17 protein-coding genes and 1 riboswitch are annotated in these 22594 nt (G+C 73.1%); of the genes, 5 read left to right on the forward strand and 12 right to left on the reverse strand.

Going from position 1 to position 22594, the window contains the following annotated elements; genetic code table 11:
• Positions 1-148 precede the first annotated feature (148 nt).
• The 4 genes from MTP10_RS34645 to MTP10_RS34660 form a co-directional block, all read right to left on the reverse strand.
• The gene (locus tag MTP10_RS34645) at positions 149-997 is read right to left on the reverse strand and encodes a hypothetical protein (RefSeq protein WP_310715043.1); all 849 of its coding nucleotides are present in this window, start codon (positions 995-997) and stop codon (positions 149-151) included.
• Between the two features lie 92 nt (positions 998-1089).
• Positions 1090-1617 carry a C40 family peptidase gene (locus tag MTP10_RS34650; RefSeq protein ID WP_310715045.1) on the reverse strand — a complete coding sequence of 176 codons (528 nt, stop codon included), beginning with the start codon at positions 1615-1617 and terminating at the stop codon, positions 1090-1092.
• 73 nt (positions 1618-1690) lie between these two features.
• A riboswitch (cyclic di-AMP (ydaO/yuaA leader) is annotated at positions 1691-1849 on the reverse strand.
• A 450-nt stretch (positions 1850-2299) separates the two neighbouring features.
• Positions 2300-3274: an NlpC/P60 family protein gene (locus MTP10_RS34655; protein WP_310715046.1), complete on the reverse strand. Its 975-nt coding sequence runs from the start codon at positions 3272-3274 to the stop codon at positions 2300-2302.
• Between the two features lie 171 nt (positions 3275-3445).
• Positions 3446-4768 (reverse strand): NYN domain-containing protein, encoded by a 1323-nt coding sequence (locus MTP10_RS34660; protein WP_310715048.1) that lies wholly within the window; start codon positions 4766-4768, stop codon positions 3446-3448.
• A gap of 141 nt (positions 4769-4909) precedes the next feature.
• On the opposite strand from MTP10_RS34660, the gene MTP10_RS34665 reads away from it, so the two are divergent.
• Complete coding sequence (locus MTP10_RS34665; RefSeq protein WP_310715050.1) at positions 4910-6106, forward strand: phosphotransferase family protein; 1197 nt, start codon at positions 4910-4912, stop codon at positions 6104-6106.
• Between the two features lie 52 nt (positions 6107-6158).
• Here the strand turns inward: MTP10_RS34665 and MTP10_RS34670 are convergent, their stop codons facing one another.
• Both MTP10_RS34670 and MTP10_RS34675 read right to left on the reverse strand, forming a co-directional pair.
• Entirely contained in the window at positions 6159-6827 is a 669-nt protein-coding gene (locus MTP10_RS34670; RefSeq protein ID WP_310715052.1) for a response regulator transcription factor, read from the reverse strand.
• A 132-nt stretch (positions 6828-6959) separates the two neighbouring features.
• Positions 6960-8189, reverse strand: coding sequence for a histidine kinase (locus tag MTP10_RS34675; protein ID WP_310715054.1), 1230 nt, complete (start codon positions 8187-8189; stop codon positions 6960-6962).
• A gap of 110 nt (positions 8190-8299) precedes the next feature.
• On the opposite strand from MTP10_RS34675, the gene MTP10_RS34680 reads away from it, so the two are divergent.
• Both MTP10_RS34680 and MTP10_RS34685 read left to right on the forward strand, forming a co-directional pair.
• Positions 8300-8914: a PH domain-containing protein gene (locus MTP10_RS34680; protein WP_310715057.1), complete on the forward strand. Its 615-nt coding sequence runs from the start codon at positions 8300-8302 to the stop codon at positions 8912-8914.
• Positions 8911-10779: a PH domain-containing protein gene (locus tag MTP10_RS34685; protein ID WP_310715059.1), complete on the forward strand. Its 1869-nt coding sequence runs from the start codon at positions 8911-8913 to the stop codon at positions 10777-10779. Before MTP10_RS34680 ends, MTP10_RS34685 begins: the two co-directional genes overlap by 4 nt.
• Positions 10780-11179: 400 nt before the next feature.
• On the opposite strand, the gene MTP10_RS34690 is transcribed toward MTP10_RS34685, so the two are convergent.
• The 3 genes from MTP10_RS34690 to MTP10_RS34700 form a co-directional block, all read right to left on the reverse strand.
• Positions 11180-12679, reverse strand: coding sequence for a hypothetical protein (locus MTP10_RS34690; protein ID WP_310715060.1), 1500 nt, complete (start codon positions 12677-12679; stop codon positions 11180-11182).
• Positions 12680-13483: 804 nt separating this feature from the next.
• On the reverse strand, positions 13484-14929 hold the full coding sequence (locus tag MTP10_RS34695; protein ID WP_310715062.1) for a serine/threonine-protein kinase: 1446 nt from the start codon (positions 14927-14929) through the stop codon (positions 13484-13486).
• On the reverse strand, positions 14919-16427 hold the full coding sequence (locus MTP10_RS34700) for a serine/threonine-protein kinase (RefSeq protein WP_310715064.1): 1509 nt from the start codon (positions 16425-16427) through the stop codon (positions 14919-14921). The genes MTP10_RS34695 and MTP10_RS34700 overlap by 11 nt, the downstream gene beginning before the upstream one ends.
• A gap of 128 nt (positions 16428-16555) precedes the next feature.
• Between MTP10_RS34700 and MTP10_RS34705 the strand changes: the two genes are divergently transcribed.
• Entirely contained in the window at positions 16556-18280 is a 1725-nt protein-coding gene (locus MTP10_RS34705) for a DEDD exonuclease domain-containing protein (RefSeq protein ID WP_310715065.1), read from the forward strand.
• Positions 18281-18297: 17 nt separating this feature from the next.
• Positions 18298-18585: an Lrp/AsnC ligand binding domain-containing protein gene (locus tag MTP10_RS34710; protein WP_310715066.1), complete on the forward strand. Its 288-nt coding sequence runs from the start codon at positions 18298-18300 to the stop codon at positions 18583-18585.
• A gap of 435 nt (positions 18586-19020) precedes the next feature.
• Here the strand turns inward: MTP10_RS34710 and MTP10_RS34715 are convergent, their stop codons facing one another.
• From MTP10_RS34715 to MTP10_RS34725, 3 genes are read right to left on the reverse strand one after another with little or no spacing between them, the layout of a single operon-like run.
• Positions 19021-20676 carry a ubiquinol-cytochrome c reductase cytochrome b subunit gene (locus MTP10_RS34715; RefSeq protein ID WP_310715068.1) on the reverse strand — a complete coding sequence of 552 codons (1656 nt, stop codon included), beginning with the start codon at positions 20674-20676 and terminating at the stop codon, positions 19021-19023.
• Positions 20673-21788 carry a Rieske 2Fe-2S domain-containing protein gene (locus tag MTP10_RS34720; RefSeq protein WP_310715070.1) on the reverse strand — a complete coding sequence of 372 codons (1116 nt, stop codon included), beginning with the start codon at positions 21786-21788 and terminating at the stop codon, positions 20673-20675. Before MTP10_RS34720 ends, MTP10_RS34715 begins: the two co-directional genes overlap by 4 nt.
• On the reverse strand, positions 21785-22594 hold the full coding sequence (locus MTP10_RS34725) for a c-type cytochrome (protein WP_310715072.1): 810 nt from the start codon (positions 22592-22594) through the stop codon (positions 21785-21787). The genes MTP10_RS34720 and MTP10_RS34725 overlap by 4 nt, the downstream gene beginning before the upstream one ends.

Here is a 22594-nt window from a genome sequence, read left to right on the forward strand (position 1 = left end):
CGCTGTCGCCCGGAGTCGCGTCGGTGCCGGGCGCGTCGGTGCCGGGCGCGTCGGTGCCGGGCGCGTCGGTGCCGGGCGCGTCGGTGCCGGGCGCGTCCGCCCCGCGGGCCGCGTCCCCCACCTGGCCGTCGTTCGTCACATGATCCCCCTACGCCAGCTTCTCACGCACGTACGCGCGCCACCCCGCCGTCAGCCGCGCGGCCGGGAGTCCGGCGGCGGCCAGCGCGCGGGCGGCGCCCCGCGTCCTGGCATCACGGTAGAGCCTCACCAGCGTGTCCTCCCCACGCCGCTCGGCGACGTACCGGCAGGCGAGCCACGCCTCCTGGTAGACCGCCGCCAGCCGGGCCGAGCCGGGCGCGAAATCGCCGGGCTCGGGCAGCCGGCGCGGCGGCCGCGACGCCCGGACCTCCGCGGCCAGCTCGGCGGCGGCCACCGGCACGCTCAGGCCGGCGTCGCGGTAGGCGACGTAGTCGGCGAATCCCTCGTACAGCCACGGCGGCAGCCCGCCGGTGCCGGCGGCGACGTGGGTGAGCTCGTGGGTGAGCACGACGTCGCGGCCGGTGGGGGTGAGGCGGTCGAACGCGCCGGGGACCACGATGACGCGGCTCCCGTCGGCCACGGCGGCCAGCCCCTCGACGTCCGCCACGCCGGCCAGGCGCGCGGCCTCGGCGGCGGAGGCGGGCACGAGCACGAGGGGTCGCACGGACACGCGGAGAACGCCGGAGACGCGCTCCGCCGCGGTGTCGGCCCGGCGCGCGAGATCCTGGAGCAGGCTCGGATCGGCCCGGTGTCCCAGCACGAGTGATCGGGCGCCCCGTGCCGCCCGCGTCTCGCCGGGCCACGGCTCGCCCCCCGTCCCGCCGAGCCTGACGTCCCGATCGGGCCGATCGGCCCGATCCGCCTGAAGGGCCTCACGGGCCGGCGAGGACGCGGCGGCCAGCGCGAGCAGCGGCGCCACCCCCGCCAGCACGGCTCGACGACTCACCCGGGCGGACACGCTGTCCGATCGTACCCGGACACCCGCCCGCTGTTCTTTCCCGAACGCGCGAAGACCCCGTCCCCAACCCGGGACGGGGTCTTCGTGCGTGCTCACAGGCCGGGACGTACCGCCCCCACGAACGACGACTTGCGCCATCCGCTGATCTTCTCGACGCGTACCGTCAGACCTGTCCGCGGCGAATGGACCATCTTGCCGTGGCCGACGTACATGCCCACGTGACCGAGCCCCCGGAAGAACATCAGGTCACCCGGCTGGAGGTTCTTCCAGGAGACCTTCTTCTTGATGCGTGCGTACTGGCTGTTCGTCACGCGGGGAATGCTCACGCCGGCCTTCTTCCAGGCGTACTGGACCAGTCCGGAGCAGTCGAACGCGCCAGGGCCGGTGCCGCCGTAACGGTACGGGTCACCGATCTGCGCCTTGGCGACGGCGACGGCCGTATGGGCCTTCGCCTGCTGCCGGACGGCCTTGGAGGCCTTCGCCGTCTTGCCGGCCGCCGTCTTCACGGACGCGGCGGCCGTGCCCGCCGAAACCGTGGAAAGACCGGCCGTGGTGCTCGTCGTCCCTGCCGCCTGGGCCGCCGGAGCATGGAGGACCAGACCTCCGGCCGTCACGGTCATGGTGAGAGCGACGCCGCTCAGGGCGATTCGGGACAGACGGGGGTTGTGCGAGTGGGTAGACAGGATTTCTCCTTGGATCTTCCACGAACGCCTACCGGGTTAGCTGACGGATTCGGGCCTGGAAGTCGCCCTACGGCGCGCGTTACGCGCCGATTCACCCCTGATCCCGCTCGGGATCGCTGGGTCCCCGGCTCCGTGCCTCCTGGCTGCACGGACTCGGCAGGCCACCACCGCAACAAGTACGGATATTTACGGCGGCGACCGATGGATTGCTATCTCGTCCACATCGGGGGGACCGATGTTGGTTCGCGGCGCCATGGCTTGTTCGCCGCGACGCCAGAAGTTACGCGGAGATGTCATGGAACGGCAAAGCGCGGGTCAAGCTGTAAAGATCGCCATAAGGTGTCAGTAAAGTGACGACTCGCAGCTAGCCACCATGATTCGTTACGCAAATGTGACTCTGCTCACAATTGACGAATCAGGCGTCTGTCAGGACTCTTTCGTCACATTTGTCAGGTTTGTCCCCGGCGGGACAACAGGCCACGTGACCATGACCGGTCACGGCCTGCTTCAGTTCTTCACTCGCGTTCCCGTCACGAGACGCGCGCGCGGCCGCTACACTGCCTCGCCACAGCGAGGCAGTGCCTTCGGTTCAGGGTGAGAGGACCCGCCGCGTGGCGCGCTACGGGCGGATGGCGCCGACGAGGGCGCCGCCGTACGAGGAGAGGGTGGCGACCTTGACGACGTCGCCCGTCTGCGGCGCGTGAACGATCTGGCCGTTGCCCGCGTAGATGCTCACGTGGCCGAGTCCCGAGCTGAAGATGAGGTCCCCAGGCTGGAGCGCGTTCAGCGCCACCCTGCGCGAGGCGCCCCACGCCCACTGCTGCCAGGTGGTGCGCGGCAGCGAGACGCCGGCCGCGCGCCACGACGCCTGCGTCAGCCCCGAGCAGTCCCAGCCGCCGGGGCCCGTGCCGCCGAACACGTACGGCTTGCCCACCTGCGAGTACGCGAACCGGAGCACGGCCGCCGCGTTGCCCGAGGCCGCGCCGGTGTACTTGATGCCGGTGCTGTTCGGGTCGCCCACCCGGTAGGCGCCGAGCCGGTCGAGCAGCTTCTTCTGCTGGGCGATGAGCTTGAGGACCTCGGCGCGTTCCTTGCGGACCGCGTCGCGCTCCTTGTCGGCGGCGGCCAGGGCCTCCTCGGCCTTGTCACGCTCGGCGTTGAGGCCGCGGTTCTCCCGGTCGAAGGCGGTGAGCTTGTCAGCGCGCTCCCGGGTCACCTGGTCGGCCAGGGCGAGGCTGCCCAGGGTGTTCATGGGATCGTCGGAGCCGATCACGCCGGGCATGGAGGTGACGTCGCGGCCCAGCTTGTAGCTGTTGACGGCCATCGAGATCACCTGCTCGCGCAGGTCGGCCACGGTCGCGAGCTTGCGCTTGTAGCTGTCGTTGAGCTCGGTGTAGGCGGACTGGGCCTTCTTGTGGTTCTCGGTCGCCGTGTTGTAGCGGTCGACGACCTTGTCGGCCTTGTCGTTGAGCTTGGCGAGCTTCGCCTTGGCCTGCTTGATCGTGGGCTTCGGCGCGGCCTGGGCTCCACCTGTCGGCGAAAGCAGCAACCCGATCGCGAGACACGCGACCATCGGCACCCGGCCCAAACTCACAGCGTCGCCTCCAAGGGATCATACCTGGGGCGAAATAGTACAGAAGTTAAGGTGTTGATCTCACCTAAACGCCAGATTCCTTATACCGTCGCTTTGCCGTCCGGCCGCTACGTCCGGATCGCGCCCTACACAAGGTCCGGCCCGCGGGCTACGCGCGGCCCAGCCTGCGGTCTACGCGCGGCCCAGCCTGCGGAGCAGCAGTGCCGACGGTACGGGGCGGGCGCCCATCCTGCGGACGGATTCGGCCACCTCGCGGTCGGAGGACACCACGGCGATGGCCCGGCCGGGCGGCTCGGCGCGGACGAGCTGGCGGATGAGGTCGTCGGCGATCTCCCCCGGCGCGCTGAACAGCACGCGCACCCCGCGCGGCGCCACCACCTGGACCGGCGCGTTCAGCTCGGCCCCGTCGAAGACCACGGTCACCTCGACGCGGGTCTGCGCGACGAGCCCGCCGAGCCCGGTCATGAGCCGGTTGCGCTGGTCGGCCAGCGTGAGGGTGCCGTAGCCGGCCTTGGTCACGTTGTAGCCGTCGATGATCAGGTGGACCTGGGGCAGCGCGAGGAGCTGGTCGAGGAGCTGCGGGTCGTCGTCGGCCAGCGCGCGGGCCGGCACTCCGCGCACGCTGGGACGCTCGCCGGTGACGGCCGCCACCGAGTCGGCGGGCCTGCTGATCATGGTGGGCAGGGCCAGCTCCCTGCGCAGCCCGGCGGAGGCGTCCTGAAGGGCGTCGAGCAGCACCCGGATGCGGGCGTCCTCGATGCTGCGGCCCTCGCGGGCGGCCCGGCGCGAGGCTTCGAGCTGTTTCTCGGCGTCGGCCAGCCGCTCGCGCAACCGCCGCAGCTCGGCCTCGCCCGCGCTGCCCGCCGCCGAGGCCGTCGACCGCGCCTCCTCGGCGAGCTGCTCCATCTCCTCGGCGCGCCGCTGCGCCTCCCTGGACTTCTCCCGGGCCTCATGGAGGCGGCGGCGCAGGTCGGAGTTCTCCGTGCGGGCGGCCTTGAGCTGCTCGCGCAGCCGGTCGGTCTCCTCCTTGGCGGCGCTCTTCTGGGCGGCGAGCTGCTCGCGCAGCCGGGACACGACCTCCTCGCGCTCGGACCCCTCGGCGGCCACGGCGGAGCGTTCGAGGTCGGCGCGGGCCGCCTCAACCATGTCGGCCCAGCCGGGCGGGCGGGTGAGGTAGGCGGCGGCCGCCACGAGCACGGGGTCGGCGGCGGGCGGCACGTGGCCGTCCACCAGCGAGGCGGCCAGCTCCGGCCAGCCCGCCGCGACCGACTCGGCGACCAGCTCGCGGAACTCCTTGTCGTTCTCCAGCTGCGCGGCGATGGGGGCGCTGCCCAGACGGGCGCGCTTGCGCGGGTCGAACTTGGCGATGCCCCGCAACGGGGCCGGCACGGACGCAGCGGGCATCGAGCCGAGGACCTGGGCTGCCAGGTCGACGACGTTCAGCCGCACCGGCTCGGGAAGCGGGCGAGACAGGCCTTCACCCGCTGAGCTCATCCCACTGTCCCTTCGTGACATGCCCTTTCAGACAAGGGTACGGCTGCCCCGTACCTGACCGTAACGCTCGCCCCACGTGGACAAGCGCTTGCTAGGGGTATACCACTGGGGCGGGACCGGAACTCACCCGAGGAGGCCGCCGTGACGGAGGAGATGCGGACGTCCACCCGTGACCTGGGCCGGCTCCGCGACCGGATGGCGTCCTGGCTGGCCGGCCGCACCGGCGGCCCGGTTGACGTGTCGGAGCTGTCGCGGCCCGCGGCCAACGGCATGTCCAGCGAGACGGTCTTCTTCACCGCCTCCTGGCCGGGCCGGCGACACGCACGGTGCGTGGCCCGGCTGGCGCCGGCGGCCGAGGCGGTACCCGTCTTCCCCCGTTATGACCTGGGGGCCCAGTTCGAGGTGATGCGGCTGGCCCGGGACCGGGCCGGGATCCCGGCGCCGAGGGCGCTGTGGTTCGAGCCGGACCCGGCGCCGCTGGGCACGCCGTTCTTCGTCATGGAGCGGGAGGACGGTGACGTGCCGCCGGACGTCATGCCGTACACGTTCGAGGGGTGGCTGCTCGACGCGCCGCCAGGACGGCGGCGCGTCCTGCAGGACGCGACGATACGGCTCCTCGCCGCGCTGCACGACGCGCCGTTCACCCGCGAGGACCTCTCGGTCCTGTCCCCCACCGGCGCACGGCCCACACGCGCGGACGAGCGGCCCTCGTACGGCGACGAGCGGGCCCCGGGCGACGGGGAGCGGCCCTCGTACGGCGGGGAGGGCTTCGCCGGCGACGAGGGGGGAGGCGGCGTGCGGGGCGGCGGGCTGCGGGCGCATGTGGACGCGCAGCGCGCCTACTACGCGTGGGCGCACGGTGACCACCCGATCCCGCTGCTGGAGCGCGCCTTCGGCTGGCTGGAGGCGCACTGGCCGGACGACCCGGGCCCCGACGTCCTCACCTGGGGCGACGCCCGCATCGGGAACGTGATGTACCGGGACTTCCGGCCGGTCGCCGTGCTCGACTGGGAGATGGCCGCCGTGGGGCCGCGCGAGCTGGACCTGGCCTGGATGATCTTCCTGCACCGGTTCTTCCAGGACCTCACGGAGGCGATCGGCCTGCCGGGGCTGCCGGACTTCATGCGCGGGGACGACGTGTGCCGCACGTACCAGGCGCTGACGGGTCACACGCCGGCGAACATGGACTTCCACCTGACGTACGCGGCGCTCAGGCACGGGGTGATCATGGCCCGGGTGTGGCGACGCCGCGTCCACTTCGGCGAGCAGCCCATGCCGGACGACCCGGACGACCTGGTCATGCACCGCGGCACACTGGAACGCATGCTGGAAGCCTGACCCACCCTGGACGGCCGGCCCCGCACCACTCCCCAGGCGCGGTCACGTCCGGCTACCCGCCCCGGTGCTCCCCCGACCCGGCGTCGTGGACCAGCAGGGCGATCTGCACCCGGTTGTTGAGCCCCAGCTTGGTGAGGATGCGCGAGACGTGCGCCTTGACCGTGGCGACGCTCATGTACAGCTCGGCCCCGATCTCGGCGTTGGACCGGCCCTGACCGACGGCCGTCGCCACCTCCCCCTCGCGCTCGCTCAACCGGTCGAGCAGCGCCCGGGCCCGTCCGGCGCGGCTCTCGGCGCCGCCGCCCGACACGTGGGTGATGAGCTGCCGGGTCACCGCCGGCGACAGGATCGGCTCCCCCGCCGACACCTTCCGGATCGCCCCGACCAGCTCGGCGGGCGCGATGTCCTTCAGCAGGAATCCCGCCGCCCCGGCCCGCAACGCCCGCAGCACCTGGGCGTCGGCGTGGAACGTCGTCAGGACCACGACCTCGGGCGGCTCCCTGGTGGCGCGCAGCGCCTCGGTGGCGGCGAGGCCGTCGACGTCCGGCATGCGGATGTCCATGAGGACCACGTCGGGACGGTGCTCGGCGACCAGAGGCGGCACCTGGGACCCGTCACCGGCCTCACCGACGATGCGGATGTCGTCCGCGCCGCCGAGGATCATCGCCAGTCCCGCCCGGACGAGCGGATCGTCGTCCACGATGAGCACCTTGATCGTCATGGGGTCCATCATGACCGGCCCCCGCCACCCGTCCGAACGCCCACCACGGCCACCGATTCCACCCTCACACCAGCCCCTTCCTCCCTCACGGCCGCGACCCAAACGGCACGTCGTCACGATCCCGGACGACGGTCACGACGCCCACGGCAGCCACGCGTGCAGGCGGAAGTCGCCCCCTGCCACCGACCCGAACTCCAGCCGGCCACCCGCCAGCCCGACCCGCTCGGTGAGCCCGATGAGCCCCGCTCCCGCTCCCGGGAGGCGCGGGCTCTGCCGGGCCCACACCGCGTTGCGCACCTCGACCGTCACCCCGTCGCCGGGCCGACCTGCGACGGTCACGCCCACCGGCGCGCCGCCCGCGTGCTTGCGCGCGTTGGTGAGCGCCTCCTGGACGACCCGGTAGACGGTACGGCCGAGCGCGTCCGGCACCGCGCCCCCTCCCCCGCCGGCGGCCCGGGTCGCGTCCCCGTCGAACCCGTTCATCGTGAAGGACACCTTCATGCCCGCCTGCCGGCACTCCTCGACCAGGGAACGCAGGTCGGCCAGCGTGGGCTGGGGCGGAAGGGGCACGGGACCGTTCTCGTCGCCGGAGGAGGACGGGTGGCGCAGCACGCCGATCACCTCGCGCAGATCCTGGAGCGCCTGGTGGGCGCTGTCGCGGATGGCGCCGGCGGCTCGGGAGATCTCCTCGGGCGGCGCGCCGGGCCGGAACTCCAGCGCGCCCGCGTGCAGGCTCAGCATGGAGATGCGGTGGGCCAGCACGTCGTGCATCTCGCGGGCGATCCGCTCGCGTTCGAGCCGTTTGGCCTCGCCGGCCGCGATGACCGCGCGCTGCCGTAACGACCAGACGAGCTGCCGCCGGGCCCGTACGACCACGCCCCAGGCGAACACCGTCAGCAGGATCGCCACGCTCAGCGTCGCCGTCCCGGCCGGCCCCAGCTCGGGATCGGGCCGGAGCAGCGCGTACGGGGCGGTCGTCACCAAGCCGAGCACGGCGACCAGCCCCGACACCTTGAACGGCCGGTGCACCGCCACCGTGAACAACCCCACCACGGACGCGCCGCCGACCATCAGCAGGTACGTCGACAGCACCCCGGTCACCACGGCCAATCCCACCGGCCACCGGCGGCGCAGCCACACCGCCACGCACGACAGCACCCCGGCGACCTGCTCGGTCACCACCAGCGCCCGCGGTATGCCCTCCAGCTCGGGCGCCGTCATCAGCGTGATGCCGCACGCGGCCAGGAACATGAGGATGTCCACGATCCAGTCGCGGGTGGAGCGTCGCACGGGCCGCCCGGCGGAGCCGTCGCCCAGGAGGACGGACGGCAGGGCCCAGCGGTATTCGTGGTGGTCGCTCACATGTCCCGAGGTTAGGGGGTCGGGGGGCGGTCGGACAGCGACCAAAGTCGATACACCGCGCGACCTCCGGCGGACGCGCCGAGCTCGCCGGCCGCGCCATGGTCGGTGGCATGGAACGTCACGACGAGCATCCGGTGCCACGGCCGGACACCTTCCCTGACCCGCGCCCGCCCCTTCGGCGAGCGGCGCGGGCGGGGGCGCAGGCGGGGATCGGGGCCGAGGCGGGGACGGGGGCGGCCGGGGTGGCGTTGAGGCCGCCGCGTCACCAGGCCGATCCGCGTGCCGTCAGGTGGTGGACGGCGCAGGCGCTCATGCTGGCCGTCCCGGTGGCGGGCGGGACCGTGGCGGCGTACTGGCTGTTCACCGGGCATCCGGTCGTGCTGGGCGTGCTGGTGGCCGGGTTCGCCGGCTGCTGCCTGGCGCTGGCCGTGGCCGGGCCGCGCGCGTCGTACCGGAGGGAGCGCTGGGAGGTGACCGCCGAGGCGGTGTACACGCGCAAGGGCTGGATCACCCACACCTGGCGGGTGGCGCCGATGTCGCGCATCCAGACGGTCGACACCGCGCGGGGGCCGGTGCAGCGGCTGTTCGGGCTGGCGGACGTGACGGTGACCACGGCGTCGGCCGCGGGACCGATCACGATCGAGGGGCTGGACCACGAGCTGGCCGCCGAGCTCGCGGCCCGGCTGACCGCGATCACGCAGGCCACGCCGGGGGACGCGACATGACCTGGCGTCGTCTGCCCGGGCGGAGCGTGGGGGTCTCGGCGGTGCTGTCCCTCGGCGCCGTGGTGGCCGTGGACGTGGTCGTGGTGCGGGTGCTGCACGGAGCCGACCTGCCGTGGGGCGCGGTCGCGGCCGTGGCGGGGGGGGCCGCCGTCCTCATCGTGGCGGCTGTCGTCGCGTACGACGTGACGCGGCTGCGCGTGACGCGCTGGCGGCTCACGCGGGACCGCCTGGAGCTGCGCTCCGGCGTGCTGTCGCGCCGGCACCGGTCGGTGCCGCGCGACCGGGTCCGCAGCGTGGACCTGCGCGCCGATCCGGTACGGCGGGCGTTCGGGCTGACCGTCGTCAGGATCGGCGCGGGCGGCCATGGGGACGAGCGCACCGAGCTGACCCTGGACCCGCTGACGAGGGCCGAGGCCGAGGCGCTGCGCCGGGCCCTCCTGTCGGGCGCCCCCGCCGGCCCCTTCCTCCCGGCCACGGGCTGGGAGGACCTGCCGTCGGCGAGCACGTCCACCGGCCCGGGGGGCGGTCGGGCGGCCGGAGACCGGGACGCCGGGCGCATCGGGGGGACGGGCGTCACCGGGGGCGCCGCCCAGGACGTTCCGGGTGCAGCCGGGTGGCCGGGCGAGGGCCGGGCGGCCCAGGGCGGGCCGGACGGCCGGGAGGCGGGCGCCGTGCGGGCGGAGGCCGTGGGGGCGGGCGCCGTCGGGGTGGAGGCCGTCGAGGTGGTGGCGCGGTTGCGGTGGTCGTGGGTCCGGTACGCGCCGCTGACCGTGTGGTCGTTCGCCGGGGCCGCGATCGTGCTCGGGGTGCTGTACAAGCCGCTCGACGCGCTCGGGGTGGAGGTGTTCTCCGGCGAGACGGCGGGCGTCGTGTGGGACTGGCTGACGGAGCGGCCCTGGGTGACGGTCCCGCTGGTGGTCGCGGGCAACGTGGTGGCCGGCGTGACGGGGGCGCTGCTGATCTTCGTGGAGTCGTGGGGCGGCTACCGCCTGGAACGCGAGCCCGGCCGCCCTGGGTCGGCCACGGCCGCCGTCCCGGACCTGGTGCGAAGCCCGGCTGCTGACCCGGCGCGGCGGGACGGGCGGTGGCGGGTGCGGCGGGGGCTGCTGACCAGCCGGTCCCTCACGCTGGACGAGGAGCGGCTGCGGGGCGTGGAGATCCGCGAGCCGCTGCTGCTCAGGCTCGGAGGCGGGGCCCGTGTCAAGGCGGTGGCCACCGGCCTGGGCAAGGCCGAGGAGGGCGAGACGGAGGACGTGGCGGCGCTCACTCCGCCCCTGCCCCGCGGCGAGGCCGCGCGCGTGGCGGCCCGGATCGCGGGCGCACCTCTTCCGGAGCTTCTTCCGCACCCGGTGGCCGCCCGGCGCAGGCGGGTGCGGAGGGCGCCGGCCGCCGTCGTCGCACCGGTCGCGGCGCTCGCGATCGCCGTGGCGGTGCTCTTCCGCTCCGGCTGGTCCTGGGCGTCGGAGGCGGGGGCGTGGGCGCGGGCCGCGTCCACGGAGGCGTGGGTCTGGGGTGTGGCGGCCTCCGTCACGGCGACGGCTCTGGCGGCCGCGCTCTGGCTGGCCGTGGCCGGTTACCGGGGGCTGGGGCACGCGCTCGGCGGGCGCCACCTCGTCGCCCGGTCGGGTGCGGTGGTGCGCCGGACCGTCGCGCTCGACCGCGGCGGCATCGTGGGCTGGACGATCACTCAGTCGTACGTCCAGCGCCGCGCCGGGCTGCTGACGGTCTCGGCCACGACGGCCGCGGGCGACGGCCACTACGACGTCGTCGACGTGGGCTGTGCCGCCGGACTGGAGCTCGCGGCAGGGGCCGTGCCCGGCCTCCTCGACCCGTTCCTGGTCCGCACCGGAGGCCCCGAGGGGTGAGCGGGCGCATGCCCCCGGACGGAGGGTGCCTCGCGCGCGCGGGCCCGGCTCCCGACGGACGGGCGCGCGCGAGGCGGTGTGAGTCGCGGGATCCCCCACGGCTTGCCCGCGCCCCTGTCACGGTCAAGCGAGATCACGCGGCTCACGCTGTGACGCGATCAACGCTATTTGCCCCGCTTGCAGATCAGTTGCAGGCTCGTAAACCCTTCGCGTCAAGCGTCCAGGTGTATGCCGGTTCGCCGTCTCCGGAAGGCGCGCGGTCATGGCGTGTCGCGCCGGGTGGACGCCGGTCACCTGCTCGTCGGGTACGCCGCGCTCGGGTCGGGGCCGCTGCCGAGCGCCCGGCCCGGCGGCGTGGTGCCGGGCCCGTCCGAACCGGGAGGTGCAGGGGCGGGGCAGGTCAGCCGCCGCCGGGCCCGCCTTCTAGTCCCGCCAGGTAGGCGCGGGACACCGAGAGCGCGCCCGCGACCGCCTCCTTGCTCGGCATGAGGCGCACCTTGGGGGAGTTGGTCGGCTCGCTGTCGGGCCGTTGCTGCCCCGCGTAGTCCACCGTCACGACCAGCGCCCCCTTCTGGATCGTCACCGTCGCGCTGCCCGCGAAGATCGCCCCGCGCCGGTAACTGATGTACTGGCTGTAGGCGGCGTCCCCCATGCCCTTGATGTCGCTCAGCTTGGCCCAGTCGACGTCGCGCGAGTCGAGGTCCTCCACGGACTTGGCCCCGCCGCGCCGGCTCGCGTAGAAGGTCTTGGCGGCGCCGGCGTCGGGGGCGCCCGCGCGGTTCGTGAACCGGTGCGTGGTGATCAGCACGCTGCGGGTCTTCGTGACATCGCCACCGGCGTCGATCTTGCGGTTGAGCCAGCGGCACTCGTTCTGGGCATCCGCCCCCGTGCCACCGCCCGTCGCCCTGGTCTCCGCGCCCGGCACCAGCTTGGTCGCGGCCTTCCCCGCCGCCACGCAGTCGGCGGGCATCGCCGCGAGCTGCGTCGGCGAGGGCGTGGGCGTGGGCGTCGCCGACGCCGAGGGGGCCGTGGGCGTGGCGGAGGGCGCCTTGAGCGGCTGGGCCAGCACGTCGGGGTGCTGCGCCTTCCACGCGGCCACGCCCTTGGCGATCTGCCCGGCGAGTCCGGTGACCTCGCGGATGGCGTTGTCCTCGGTGACGGACTGGACGGTGTCGCTGCTGAAGATCTGGGCGTCCTTGCGCTGCTGGTTCGCCTGGTACTTGACCTGGATGGTCATGTCGGCGACCCGGGCGTGGGCCTCGCCGTACGAGTACCACAACACGTTGCCCGAGCGGCGCCACACGTACTGGGCGAAAGCGCCGTCACCCACCCCCTGGATGTCCCTGACCTTGGAGGTGTAGTCCTTCTCGCCCTTCTTGAGGGTCGGCTTGGCGGTCTCGCCGTACTTGGCGCTGCTGTAGTCGATGTCGAACGAGTTCTGGGCCATGGAACGGCCGGTCTTCGCGCCGTCGCCGCGGTGCTGGTCGACCTTGACCTCGACCTGGCGGCTGCGCCAGTACTCGCCGAAGGAGATCCGCTGGTTCGCCCAGGTGCAGTTGAAGGTGATCGTGTACTCGCCGGACCTGGAGTCGGCGGTGACCGTCGCCTGCGGCACGAGCCGGTCGACCGTCTCCTTGGGCAGCATGGCGCACACGTCGGGGCCGGTCACGGCGGCCGCCTTCTGGGCGGAGGCCTTGGCGGCGGGCTGCTCCGAGGCGGACGTCCTGCCGAACACGAGGTAGGCGCCGCCTGCCCCGCCCGCCAGCAGGACCGCGACGCCGGCGGCCACGGCGGGCATCACCCAGGGGCGGCGCGCCTTCGGACGGCCCTCCGGACGGCCTCCCGGGCGGTTCTCGGGGCGGTTCGCCGAGCTGGGGGACGCGCCGGTGGGGACGTCCACGCCCACGAAGGACGGCGCGGTGTCCGACGCGCCGCCCCCGGGCTGACCGTACGCGGCGCCGGGAGCCCCCGGCGCGGGCGGACCGTACTGACCGTACTGACCGGGCGGGCCGGGCGGGCCGTACTGGCCCGGTGGTGGATCCTGGCCCGCCGGAACGCTCTGCGGCGGGCCGCCGTACGGAGAGCCGGGCGCGCCCGGGTCCCCGTACGGGCCGGCGGGCGGGACGGCGGGGGCACCGGGGGCGGGCCAGAGGGGCGGACCGGGCTGCGGCCCGGCCTGAGGACCCGAAGGCGGCCCGGCCTGAGGACCCGAAGGCGGCCCGGCCTGAGGACCTGAAGGCGGCCCGGCCTGAGGACCTGAAGGCGGCTGGCCCGACGGGCCTGCCGGAGGGCCAGGAGGGGGCGTGGCGGGAGGCCAGACCGGCGTCCCAGCGGGTGGCCTCGCCGACGGACCGCCGTGGGCACCACTGTGAGGACCTGAGGGCGGACCGGCGTGAGGGCCCGAGGGCGGACCGGCTTGCGGCGTGGCGGGCGGGCCCGGCGGGGGCGGGGTGGCCGGGCGGCCCTCGTACGGTCCCGCCTGCGGCTCCCAGGGCGTGAACGGCGGCCCCACCGGTGACCAGCCTGGAGGCTCGGACGGCCCGCCCGGCCCCGGGTGGGGCTTGGGCGGCGGCTCATTCCGGTTACCGGCATTCACGAGGCACTCCTGGGGATTCGCCATGACATGCGACTGAACATGTTAGTGAAACCCGTGATGCGACACTTCCTGATCCGCCGAGAGGGGCGCCGCCGCGACCCGAGGCCGTCATCCCTTGAGAGACGCCACCAGCTCCCGCGCCACGGCGAGCGCCGGCTCCTTGCCGCCCGTGGCGTCCTTCATCGGCACCTCCTCGCGGTGCAGGATCACCTCGCCCATGAGGTTGCTCAGACGGAACAGCAGGACGTCGTTCGTCCGCCCCTCCCGGTCGGTGGGGAAGAGCTCGAACGAGGTCTGCCCGAACGCCGCCTCGCCCACCCCTGCCACGTCCTGGCCCTTCCCGGTGACGGTGCGGAACGTCGTGCCCATCGCAGCCCCCCTGCTGGCACGCTCGCTGGCGTACCTGCGCGCGGCCACCGCGGGGCCGCTGAGGTCGCCGGTCGGCTGCTCGGCCCAGAGCCGGACGGTCAGCTTGCGCGCCGGGCCGGAGACCCCGTTGAGCCGCCACTCGCACCAGCCGGGCAGCGGCACCTGGCGCTTCACCGGCCCGTCCAGCAGCTCGGCGGCCCGGGCGTCGCTGATCGCCCCGCACGGGTCGGGCGCCTTCGCGAACCTTCCCACCTCGGGCGTCCCCTTGAGCGCCGCGAAGCCGTACCAGCCGCCCACGGCCAGCAGCAGAGCCGACACGACCGCCACGGGAGCCCGCCACCAGCGGCGACGGCGCCGGGCGGGCTCGGCCACGGCGCTCAGCCGCTCCCGGACCTCGCCCGCCGACGGCCGCGCCGCCGGGTCCTTGGCGAGCATCGCCATGAGCAGCGCCCCGAGCTCCGGGCCCGCCCGCTCCGGGAACGGCGGGGCGTGCAGCAGCACCGCCGCCGCCACGGCGGCCGGCATGGCCCGCTCGAACGGCGCCCTGCCCTCGGCTGCCGTGTAGAGAGCCGCGCCCAGTGACCACAGGTCGGAGGAGGAGCCGGCGGCCCGCTGGTTCAGCCGTTCGGGCGCCATGTAGCCGAGCGAGCCGGCGCCCGAGACCGCACCCGGACCCGCGCCGTCCTGGCCGTACAGGGGCACGGCGATGCCGAAGTCGGTGAGCATCGCGGAGCCGTCGGAGTCCAGCAGGATGTTGGCCGGTTTGACGTCGTGGTGCAGCATGCCGTTCAGGTGCGCGGTCTCCAGCGCCGACAGCACCCGCAGCCCGACGCGCGCCACCTCTCCGGACGGGAGCGGTCCGAGCTCCTTGACGACCTTGTCCAGCGACCGTCCCACGACCAGGTCCATGATGATCCACGGCTGGTCGCCGTCGAGCACCACGTCGTGGACCATCACGATCGCCGGGTCACGCAGCCGTCCGGCGGACCTCGCCTCGTGGATGGCGCGGTCGGCGAACGCGGCCCGCTCCTGAGGGGTGAGACCCCCCGGGACGCGCACCTGCTTGACCGCGACCTGCCGGTCCAGCGTCTCGTCGATGGCCCGCCAGACCGTGCCGGCGCCGCCCTCGCCGAGCCGCTCCACCAGGCGGTAGCGGCCGGCCAGCCGGTAGGGCTCAGCCCGCACGGCGCAACGCCTGCTCGGTGACCCGCGCCGCGTCGAGCGCGGTGTTCCTGATGTCCGCGTCGGTGGGCCGGTTGCCCAGATCGGAGTACTCGACCCGGACCACGAGGTTGGCCAGCCGGTAGTAGATGTGGGCGGAGTGCACCCGGCCCGTCGATCCCGTCAGCTCGTAGCCGAACGCCTCCTCGCCGACCCCGCTGACCGCGTGGACCGGGGTGAGGGTCGCCTTGTTGAAGCCCTTGGCGCCGATTTCGGGCCAGGTCCAGTCGATCTGCTGGTGTGTGTACCTGCCCCAGTAGACCCGCTGGTTCTCGAACAGGGTGTGAGCCGACGTCCGGGTCATCGACCACGGGTCGGCCGTGTCGGAGTCCTTCTGGAGCTGAAGCCCGAGGCCGCGGCCCTGAATGGCCCAGCCGCAGGTGGGGCCTTCCTGGTTCGAACTCCGCTTGCCGTCCGGGGGTTTCTGCAGGCGCAGGAGACGGCTCACGTCCTCACGCGGCAGCAGCGCGCACGCGTCCATGGGAACGGCGAACGCCTCGGGGAGGCCGTCGGCCTGCTGGCGTACGAGGAAGAAGACACCCGTGCCCACGGCGGCGAGCAGGACCGCCACGGCCGCGGCGCCCCACAGGAGCCCCTTGCGGCGGCCCGGCAGCCGGCGGGGCGCCGTGATCTCCTGCGTGGACGTGAGACGGGGGGCCTGGCCGGCCATGACCTGCCGCAGCGCGTCGCGGGCGGTCCGCGCGTCGGGCCTGGTGAACGGGTGACGCGCGGTCAGCGCGGCGATCACCGGCCCGATGGGACCGGCCGTCTCGGGCGGCGGCGTGGTGAGCGTGGCCGTGATCCGCTCGCTCACCGTGCCGCCGTACATCGGCCGGCCCTCGACCGCGTAGAACAGGGTGGCCCCGACCGACCACAGGTCGCTGGCCGGGCCGCCCGGGTCGCCGTCCAGCCGCTCCGGCGCGATGAACCCCGGCGAGCCGATCGTCAGCCCCTGCTCGGTGAGGGCGGCCTGGCCCTCCTGACGGGCGATGCCGAAGTCGGTGAGCACCACCCGGCCGCCGTCGGTGATGAACACGTTGCCCGGCTTGACGTCGCGGTGCTGCAGCCCCTGCGCGTGGGCGGCGGCCAGCGCCTCCAGCAGGTCGGCGCCGATCCGCGCCGCGTGCTCCTGCGGCATCGGGCCGTGCCGCTTGACGACGTCGGCCAGGGTGCCGCCGCGCAGCAGCTCCATCACCAGCCACGGGCGGCCGTACTCGACGATGACGTCGTGCAGCGCCACGATTCCGGGGTGGCGCAGCCGCGCGGTGGCCTGCGCCTCCCGCACGGCGCGCGTGACGAGTTCGTTCCGCTCCCCGTCGGGCAGGCCCTCGGGCAGCGTCAGCTCCTTGACCGCCACCTCGCGGTCGAGCATCTCGTCCCTGGCCAGCCACACCTTCCCCATGCCGCCGGAGCCGAGCGGGCGGATCAGGGAGTAGCGACCGGCGAGTCTTCCGCCAGACATAACCGGAAGACTAACTAATGATCATGATGAAGGGTTATTCGTCCGGTCCTTCTCAGGGGGTCCTTCTGAGCGGGTCCTTGTCGGGGCGGGCGCGCAACTGTCGGTGGCCGACTCTATGGTCTTGGATCGTGGACGCGGTACAAGGCACACTCGACGAGCTCGGCACCCCGCTGAGTGACGTCACGTTCGTGGTGTTCGACCTGGAGACGACCGGCGGCTCGCCCGCCGAGCACGCGATCACCGAGATCGGCGCGGTCAAGGTGCGGGCCGGCGAGGTGCTGGGCGAGTTCTCCACGCTGGTCGACCCGGGCGGCCCGATCCCGCCGTTCATCTCGGTGCTCACCGGGATCACCGACGCCATGGTCGTAGCCGCGCCCCGCATCGAGGCGGTGCTGCCGAGCTTCCTCGAGTTCATCCGGGGCACGACGCTGGTCGCGCACAACGCGGGCTTCGACACCCGCTTCATCAAGGCGGCCTGCGCCGACCACGGCTACCCCCCTCCGGCCAACCCGGTGGTCGACACCGTCGACCTGGCCCGTCGGGTGCTGACCCGCGACGAGACGCCCAACGCCAAGCTGGGCACGCTGGCCAAGTTCTTCCGCAGCCCCGCCGAGCCGTGCCACCGCGCCCTGCAGGACGCCAGGGCCACCGTGCACGTGCTCCACGGGCTGATCGAGCGGGCGGGATCGTTCCAGGTCCACACGCTGGAGGAGCTCAAGTCGTTCGTCCGCGCGCCCACCCCCGAGCAGCAGCGCAAGCGTCACCTCGCCGAGTCGGTGCCCCACTCCCCCGGCGTCTACCTGTTCGAGGACGAGCGCGGCGAGGTCCTCTACATCGGCAAGAGCACCAACCTGCGCAACCGCGTGCGCTCCTACTTCACCGCCAGCGAGACCCGGCCGCGCATCCGCGAGATGATCGGCATCGCCGAGCGGGTCCGCCACATCGTGTGCGCCACGGCATTAGAGGCCGAGGTACGCGAGCTGCGCCTGATCGGCGGCGCCAAGCCCCGCTACAACCGCCGCTCCCGGTTCCCCGAGAAGGTCGTCTGGCTCAAGCTCACCCAGGAGCCGTTCCCCCGGCTGTCGATCGTGCGCGAGGTGCGCGACGACGGCGCCGCCTACCTCGGCCCGTTCGGCAGCAGCCGCTCCGCCGACGACGCCCGCCTCGCCCTGCACGAGGCGGTGCCGCTACGCCAGTGCACCCAGCCCGTCACGCTGCGCACCCGCCGGGCGGCCTGCGTGCTGCTGGAGATGGGCCGCTGCGGCGCGCCCTGCGAGGGCAGGCAGAGCCAGGCCGAGTACGCCGTCCACGCCGAGACGGCCCGCCGGGCCATGACGCTCGACGCCTCGCCCGTCCTCGCCGCGGTGACCGCCCGCATGGAGCGGCTCTCGGCCGAGCAGCGCTACGAGGAGGCGTCGGTCGACCGCGACCGGCTGGCCGCGTTCGTCCGCACGGCGGCCCGCATGCAGCGCCTGTCCTCGATCACGCGGATCCCGCAGCTCATCGCGGCCAGTCCGGCGTTCGACGGCGGCTGGGACATCCACGTCGTCCGGTACGGCCGGCTGGCGGCGGCCGGGGTCATGCCGCGCGGCGCCCACCCCACCCCGTACGTGGAGTCGCTGGCGGCCCACGCCGAGACCGTCCTGCCCGGCCCCGGCCCCGTCCACGCGGCGAGCGCCGAGGAGACCGAGTGCATCCTGCGCTGGCTGGAGTCACCGGGGGTCCGGCTGGTGGAGGTCGACGGGGACTGGGCGCTGCCCGTCCACGGGGCGGCCCGTCACAAGGCCCGCATCGAGCTCGCCTACCGCCCCCTCACCGCCCAGCGCTCCCGCGAGGGCCGCCCCCTGCGCTGACCCGATAGAGTTGGGCCATGGTCACGGCTATCGTTCACATCAACGCCGAGGTGGACCGGATCCCGGAGGTCGCCCAGACGATCGCCGAGATCGACGGCGTCAGCGAGGTCTACTCCATCACCGGCGAGTACGACCTGCTGGCCATGGTGCGGGTGGCCGCCTACGAAGAGATCGCCGAGGTGGTCCCGGGCCGCCTCAACAAGGTCCCGGGCGTCCTGCACACCGAGACCCACATCGCCTTCCGGGCGTACTCCAAGCACGACCTGGACTCCGCCTTCTCGATCGGCTTCACCGAGTCCGACTGACCGCCCCCGCCTCTGCGCCGGCCACGGCGGAGCTTCGCCTGGCACGGCGGGACACCACCGGACGCGGCAGCACACCACCGGGCACGGCGGAACGCGACCCGGCACGCCGGTGACGGCGACCTGCCGGCCACCCCGAGCACGCCGGTGACGGCCGACCTCCCGGACGCCTCCGAGCACGCCAGGCCCGGCCGGCCGCATGGACCGACTCCCCGACCGGCCACCCGACCTTTGCAGGCCCGCGCCGCGACACCGCGCGCGAGCGAGGACGGCGCGAAGCGAGGACAGCCCGAGAACCGGGCGCGAATTCCACGGGACGCCTCCGCCAAGGACACCTCAGGCCGCCACCCCCCAGACCCAACGCGAGCCCGGGACGGCAGCAGCCGCCCGGGCCCGGGTCGGGCCGCCGGTCCCCGGAAGGGCCGGCGGCGCGGGTGGTCAGTGAGTCAGCGAGCGGTCCTCGCCGGACTCGACCGCGGCGTGCTCCTCGTCGTGGCCGTGACCGTGGCCCTCGTCGAGGGCGATCTTCTCGCCGCCGTACGCGCGGGACATGCGGGCCCGGAGCTTGCCGAGCGGACCGCGCATGCCCTTGGGCGGGATGCCGGCGCCGTCCGCCTCGACGGGCAGCATGGGCACCGCCTCCTTGCCGCGCACGTGAGCCTCGATGTCGTCCGCCGCGGGCGTGTGGACCTCGATGAACTCACCGTGCGGCAGCCGCTTGATGACGCCCGACTCGACGCCGTGCGAGACGACGCCCGCGTCGTGGCGCTGCAGGCCGAGGCAGATGCGGTAGGTGATGACGTACGCCAGCGCCGGCAGCAGGAACACCAGCACGCGACCGGCGTACGTCGTCCAGTTCAGCGAGATCTGGAAGTTCGCCGAGAGCTCGTCGTTGGCGCCGAGCAGCCACAGCACGCCGTAGAACACGATGGCGGCCATGCCGATCGAGGTGCGGTGCGGGTTGTTGCGCGGGCGGTCGGCGATGTGGTGCTCGCGGTGGTCGCCCGTGACCCAGCGTTCCAGGAACGGGTACAGCGCGAGCCCCGTCATGACCAGGCCCAGCGGCACGAGCGCCGGGATGATCACACTGAGCGGCAGCGTGCCCGCGTGGGCGGTGCCGAACATGTTGATCTCCCACGACGGCATGAGCCGCAGCGAGCCTTCGAGGAAGCCCATGTACCAGTCGGGCTGGGAGCCCGCCGAGATGTCCGCCGGCGTGTACGGGCCGAACAGCCAGATCGGGTTGATCTGGGTGAAGGTCGCCAGCCCCGCGACCACCGCGAACGTGAACAGCGTGTACGCGCCGGCCTTGGCCATGAAGGCCGGGTAGAACGGCGCGCCCACCACGTTCTTGTTGGTGCGGGCCTTGCCGGGCATCTGGGTGTGCTTCTGCACCCACATGAGCACCAGGTGGGCCGACACGAGAGCCAGGATGAGGCCCGGGATGAGCAGGATGTGCAGCGAGTAGAACCGGGAGATGATGTCCTCGCCGGGATACTCGCCACCGAACAGGAAGAACGTGATGTACGTGCCGACCAGCGGCAGCGAGATCGCCACGCCCTCGGTGATCCGCAGACCGGCGCCGGACAGCAGGTCGTCGGGCAGGGAGTAGCCGGTGAGGCCCTCGACCAGCGCCAGCGTCAGCAGCAGGACGCCGATCAGCCAGTTGAGCTCGCGGGGCTTGCGGTAGGCGCCGGTGAAGAACACCCGGAGCATGTGCACCATCATGCCGGACACGAACAGCAGGGCCGCCCAGTGGTGCATCTGCCGCATGAGCAGACCGCCGCGCACGTCGAAGCTGATCTCCAGCGACGACGCGTACGCCTCGGACATCATGACGCCCTTGAGCGGGGCGTAGGAGCCGTCGTAGGCGATCTCCCCCATGCTGGGCTTGAACCAGAACGTCAGGAACGTGCCGGTCAGCAGCAGCAGGATGAAGGCGTAGAGCGCGATCTCACCGAGCAAGAACGACCAGTGGTCGGGAAAGACCTTCCGCAGGTTGCGCTTGAGGAAGTTGGCCGCGCCGATGCGCTCGTCGATGAAGTTCGACGGACCGGCGATGCCCTTGGGAACCGTTGTCAGGTCGCTGCTCATGCGTGACCTCCCTTGGACCTGGCCTCGGCCTCGGCGTCGCCGCGCTCCCAGTAGCTGGGGCCGACGGGCACCGCGAAGTCGCCCTTGGCGATGAGGTAGCCCTGGTCGTCGACCGTGATCGGCAGCTGCGGCAGCGGCCGGGCGGCCGGGCCGAAGATGACCTTGGCGCCGTCGGCGGCGTCGAAGGTCGACTGGTGGCAGGGGCACAGGATGTGGTGGGTGGTCTGCTCGTACAGGGCCGCCGGGCAGCCCACATGCGTGCAGATCTTGGAGTAGGCCACGATGCCGTCGTGCGTCCAGTTGCTGTTGACGCCCGACTTGATCTCTTCCGGCCGGAACTTGATCAGGATCAGCGTGGCCTTGGCGAGGGCGTTGAGGTCATGCTGGTAGCCCTCGGGGACGACCGAGAGGATGCCGCCCGGCGAGTTGAAGTCCGCCGCGCGGATCGGCTGGCCGGTGCCCTCGACGACGAGGCGCAGCGGCTTGCCCTCCTTGGTCTTCTCGCCCCAGACGGTGTGGCGCAGGGTCTCGTTGAACTTCGCGCCGGGCATCTTCGAGTTGTCCAGGTCGCGCAGGAGCACCAGCGGGACCAGGCCCAGCGGAGCCGCCGCCAGCAGCAGGGTGCGGCGCAGCAGCGGGCGCTTGACGAACCCGCTCTCGTTGGCGCCCTGGATGAAGGTCTCGGCGACCACCTCACGGCTGTCCTCGTCGGAGGCCATCGTGTGGCGCTCCTGGACGAGGGAGTACTTCGGCATGATCTGGCGGACCCAGACCACGATGCCGACGGCCAGCCCCAGCAGCGCGAGCGTGAGAGTTCCGCCCAGCGCGAGGTTGGAGACCGCGGTGGCCTCCGGGCTGCCCACCTGGAAGACCACGTACGAGATGATGAACGCGATCGCCGCGAGGAACGTGATCGTGAAGCAGAGCGCCACGATCTTCTCGGCCTTGCGGGCCTTGTCCTGGTCCTGGTACGTGACGCCGGGGACCTCGGTGTCGCCCCGGCCGGGCTCCACTCCGTCGCCGAGCATCGAGGTGCCCGGGGCGGGGGTGCCGATGACGCGCTTGGGCACGCGGTCGTCGGGCTGCTCGGTCTCGTGCTCGATGTCTGTCATGACTTCTGTCGCTTCTTCGCGGTGATCCAGATGGATGCGAGGATGAGGGCCACGATGCCCACCACCCAACCTACGAGACCCTCGGTCACGGGGCCGATCCGGCCCAGGCCGAAGCCTCCCGGGTCCTTCTGCTCGCGCACCTGGGTGATGTAGGCGATCATGCTGCGCTTCTCTTCGGGCGTGATCGTGGTGTCGTTGAACACCGGCATGGCCTGCGGCCCGGTGACCATCGCCTCGTAGATCTGCGCCGGAGTGGCCTGGTTGAGGTTCGGCGCGTACTTGCCCTGCGTGAGCGCGCCGCCCGCGCCTGCCCAGTTGTGGCACTGGATGCAGTTGGCGCGGAAGAGCTCGCCGCCCTTGCCGGCGTCACCGAGCGCGGGGTCGACCTGCTCCTTGCCGGGCACCTGCGGGCCGCCGCCGAGCGACTGCACGTAGGCGCCGATCTGGCGGATCTTGTCCGGCGTCACCCAGCCGGCGAGCGGCTTGCGCGGCACCTGCGCGCCCGGGTTGGACGCCGGCATGCGGCCGGTGCTCATCTGGAAGTCGACGGCCGCGGCGCCCACGCCGATCAGCGTCGGCCCGGTCGACGTGCCCTGCGCGTTCATGCCGTGGCAGCTCGCGCAGTGGACCTCGAAGAGGCTCTTGCCCTCCGCGACGTCGTCCAGCTTGCCCGAGGCGAGAGCCGCGTCGGCGGGCCGGCCGGCCTGCACGAAGGCGGTATAAACCATCCCGACCAGCGCCAACGCCAAAATCAGGACGGCGTATCTCGCGAGGGGATGCCGCCGCCAAGCGGTGATCCTAGTCAC

This window comes from Nonomuraea sp. 3-1Str (assembly GCF_031570565.1).
Lineage (GTDB): Bacteria > Actinomycetota > Actinomycetes > Streptosporangiales > Streptosporangiaceae > Nonomuraea.

What these genes read in the sequence shown, in the direction of transcription:
- MTP10_RS34650 (WP_310715045.1), bottom strand. Translation starts at nt 1,617, where the DNA reads ATGACCGTGACGGCCGGAGGTCTGGTCCTCCATGCTCCGGCGGCCCAG.
- MTP10_RS34660 (WP_310715048.1), bottom strand. Translation starts at nt 4,768, where the DNA reads ATGAGCTCAGCGGGTGAAGGCCTGTCTCGCCCGCTTCCCGAGCCGGTG.
- MTP10_RS34670 (WP_310715052.1), bottom strand. Translation starts at nt 6,827, where the DNA reads ATGACGATCAAGGTGCTCATCGTGGACGACGATCCGCTCGTCCGGGCG.
- MTP10_RS34680 (WP_310715057.1), top strand. Translation starts at nt 8,300, where the DNA reads ATGGAACGTCACGACGAGCATCCGGTGCCACGGCCGGACACCTTCCCT.
- MTP10_RS34685 (WP_310715059.1), top strand. Translation starts at nt 8,911, where the DNA reads ATGACCTGGCGTCGTCTGCCCGGGCGGAGCGTGGGGGTCTCGGCGGTG.
- MTP10_RS34700 (WP_310715064.1), bottom strand. Translation starts at nt 16,427, where the DNA reads ATGTCTGGCGGAAGACTCGCCGGTCGCTACTCCCTGATCCGCCCGCTC.
- MTP10_RS34710 (WP_310715066.1), top strand. Translation starts at nt 18,298, where the DNA reads ATGGTCACGGCTATCGTTCACATCAACGCCGAGGTGGACCGGATCCCG.
- MTP10_RS34715 (WP_310715068.1), bottom strand. Translation starts at nt 20,676, where the DNA reads ATGAGCAGCGACCTGACAACGGTTCCCAAGGGCATCGCCGGTCCGTCG.
- MTP10_RS34720 (WP_310715070.1), bottom strand. Translation starts at nt 21,788, where the DNA reads ATGACAGACATCGAGCACGAGACCGAGCAGCCCGACGACCGCGTGCCC.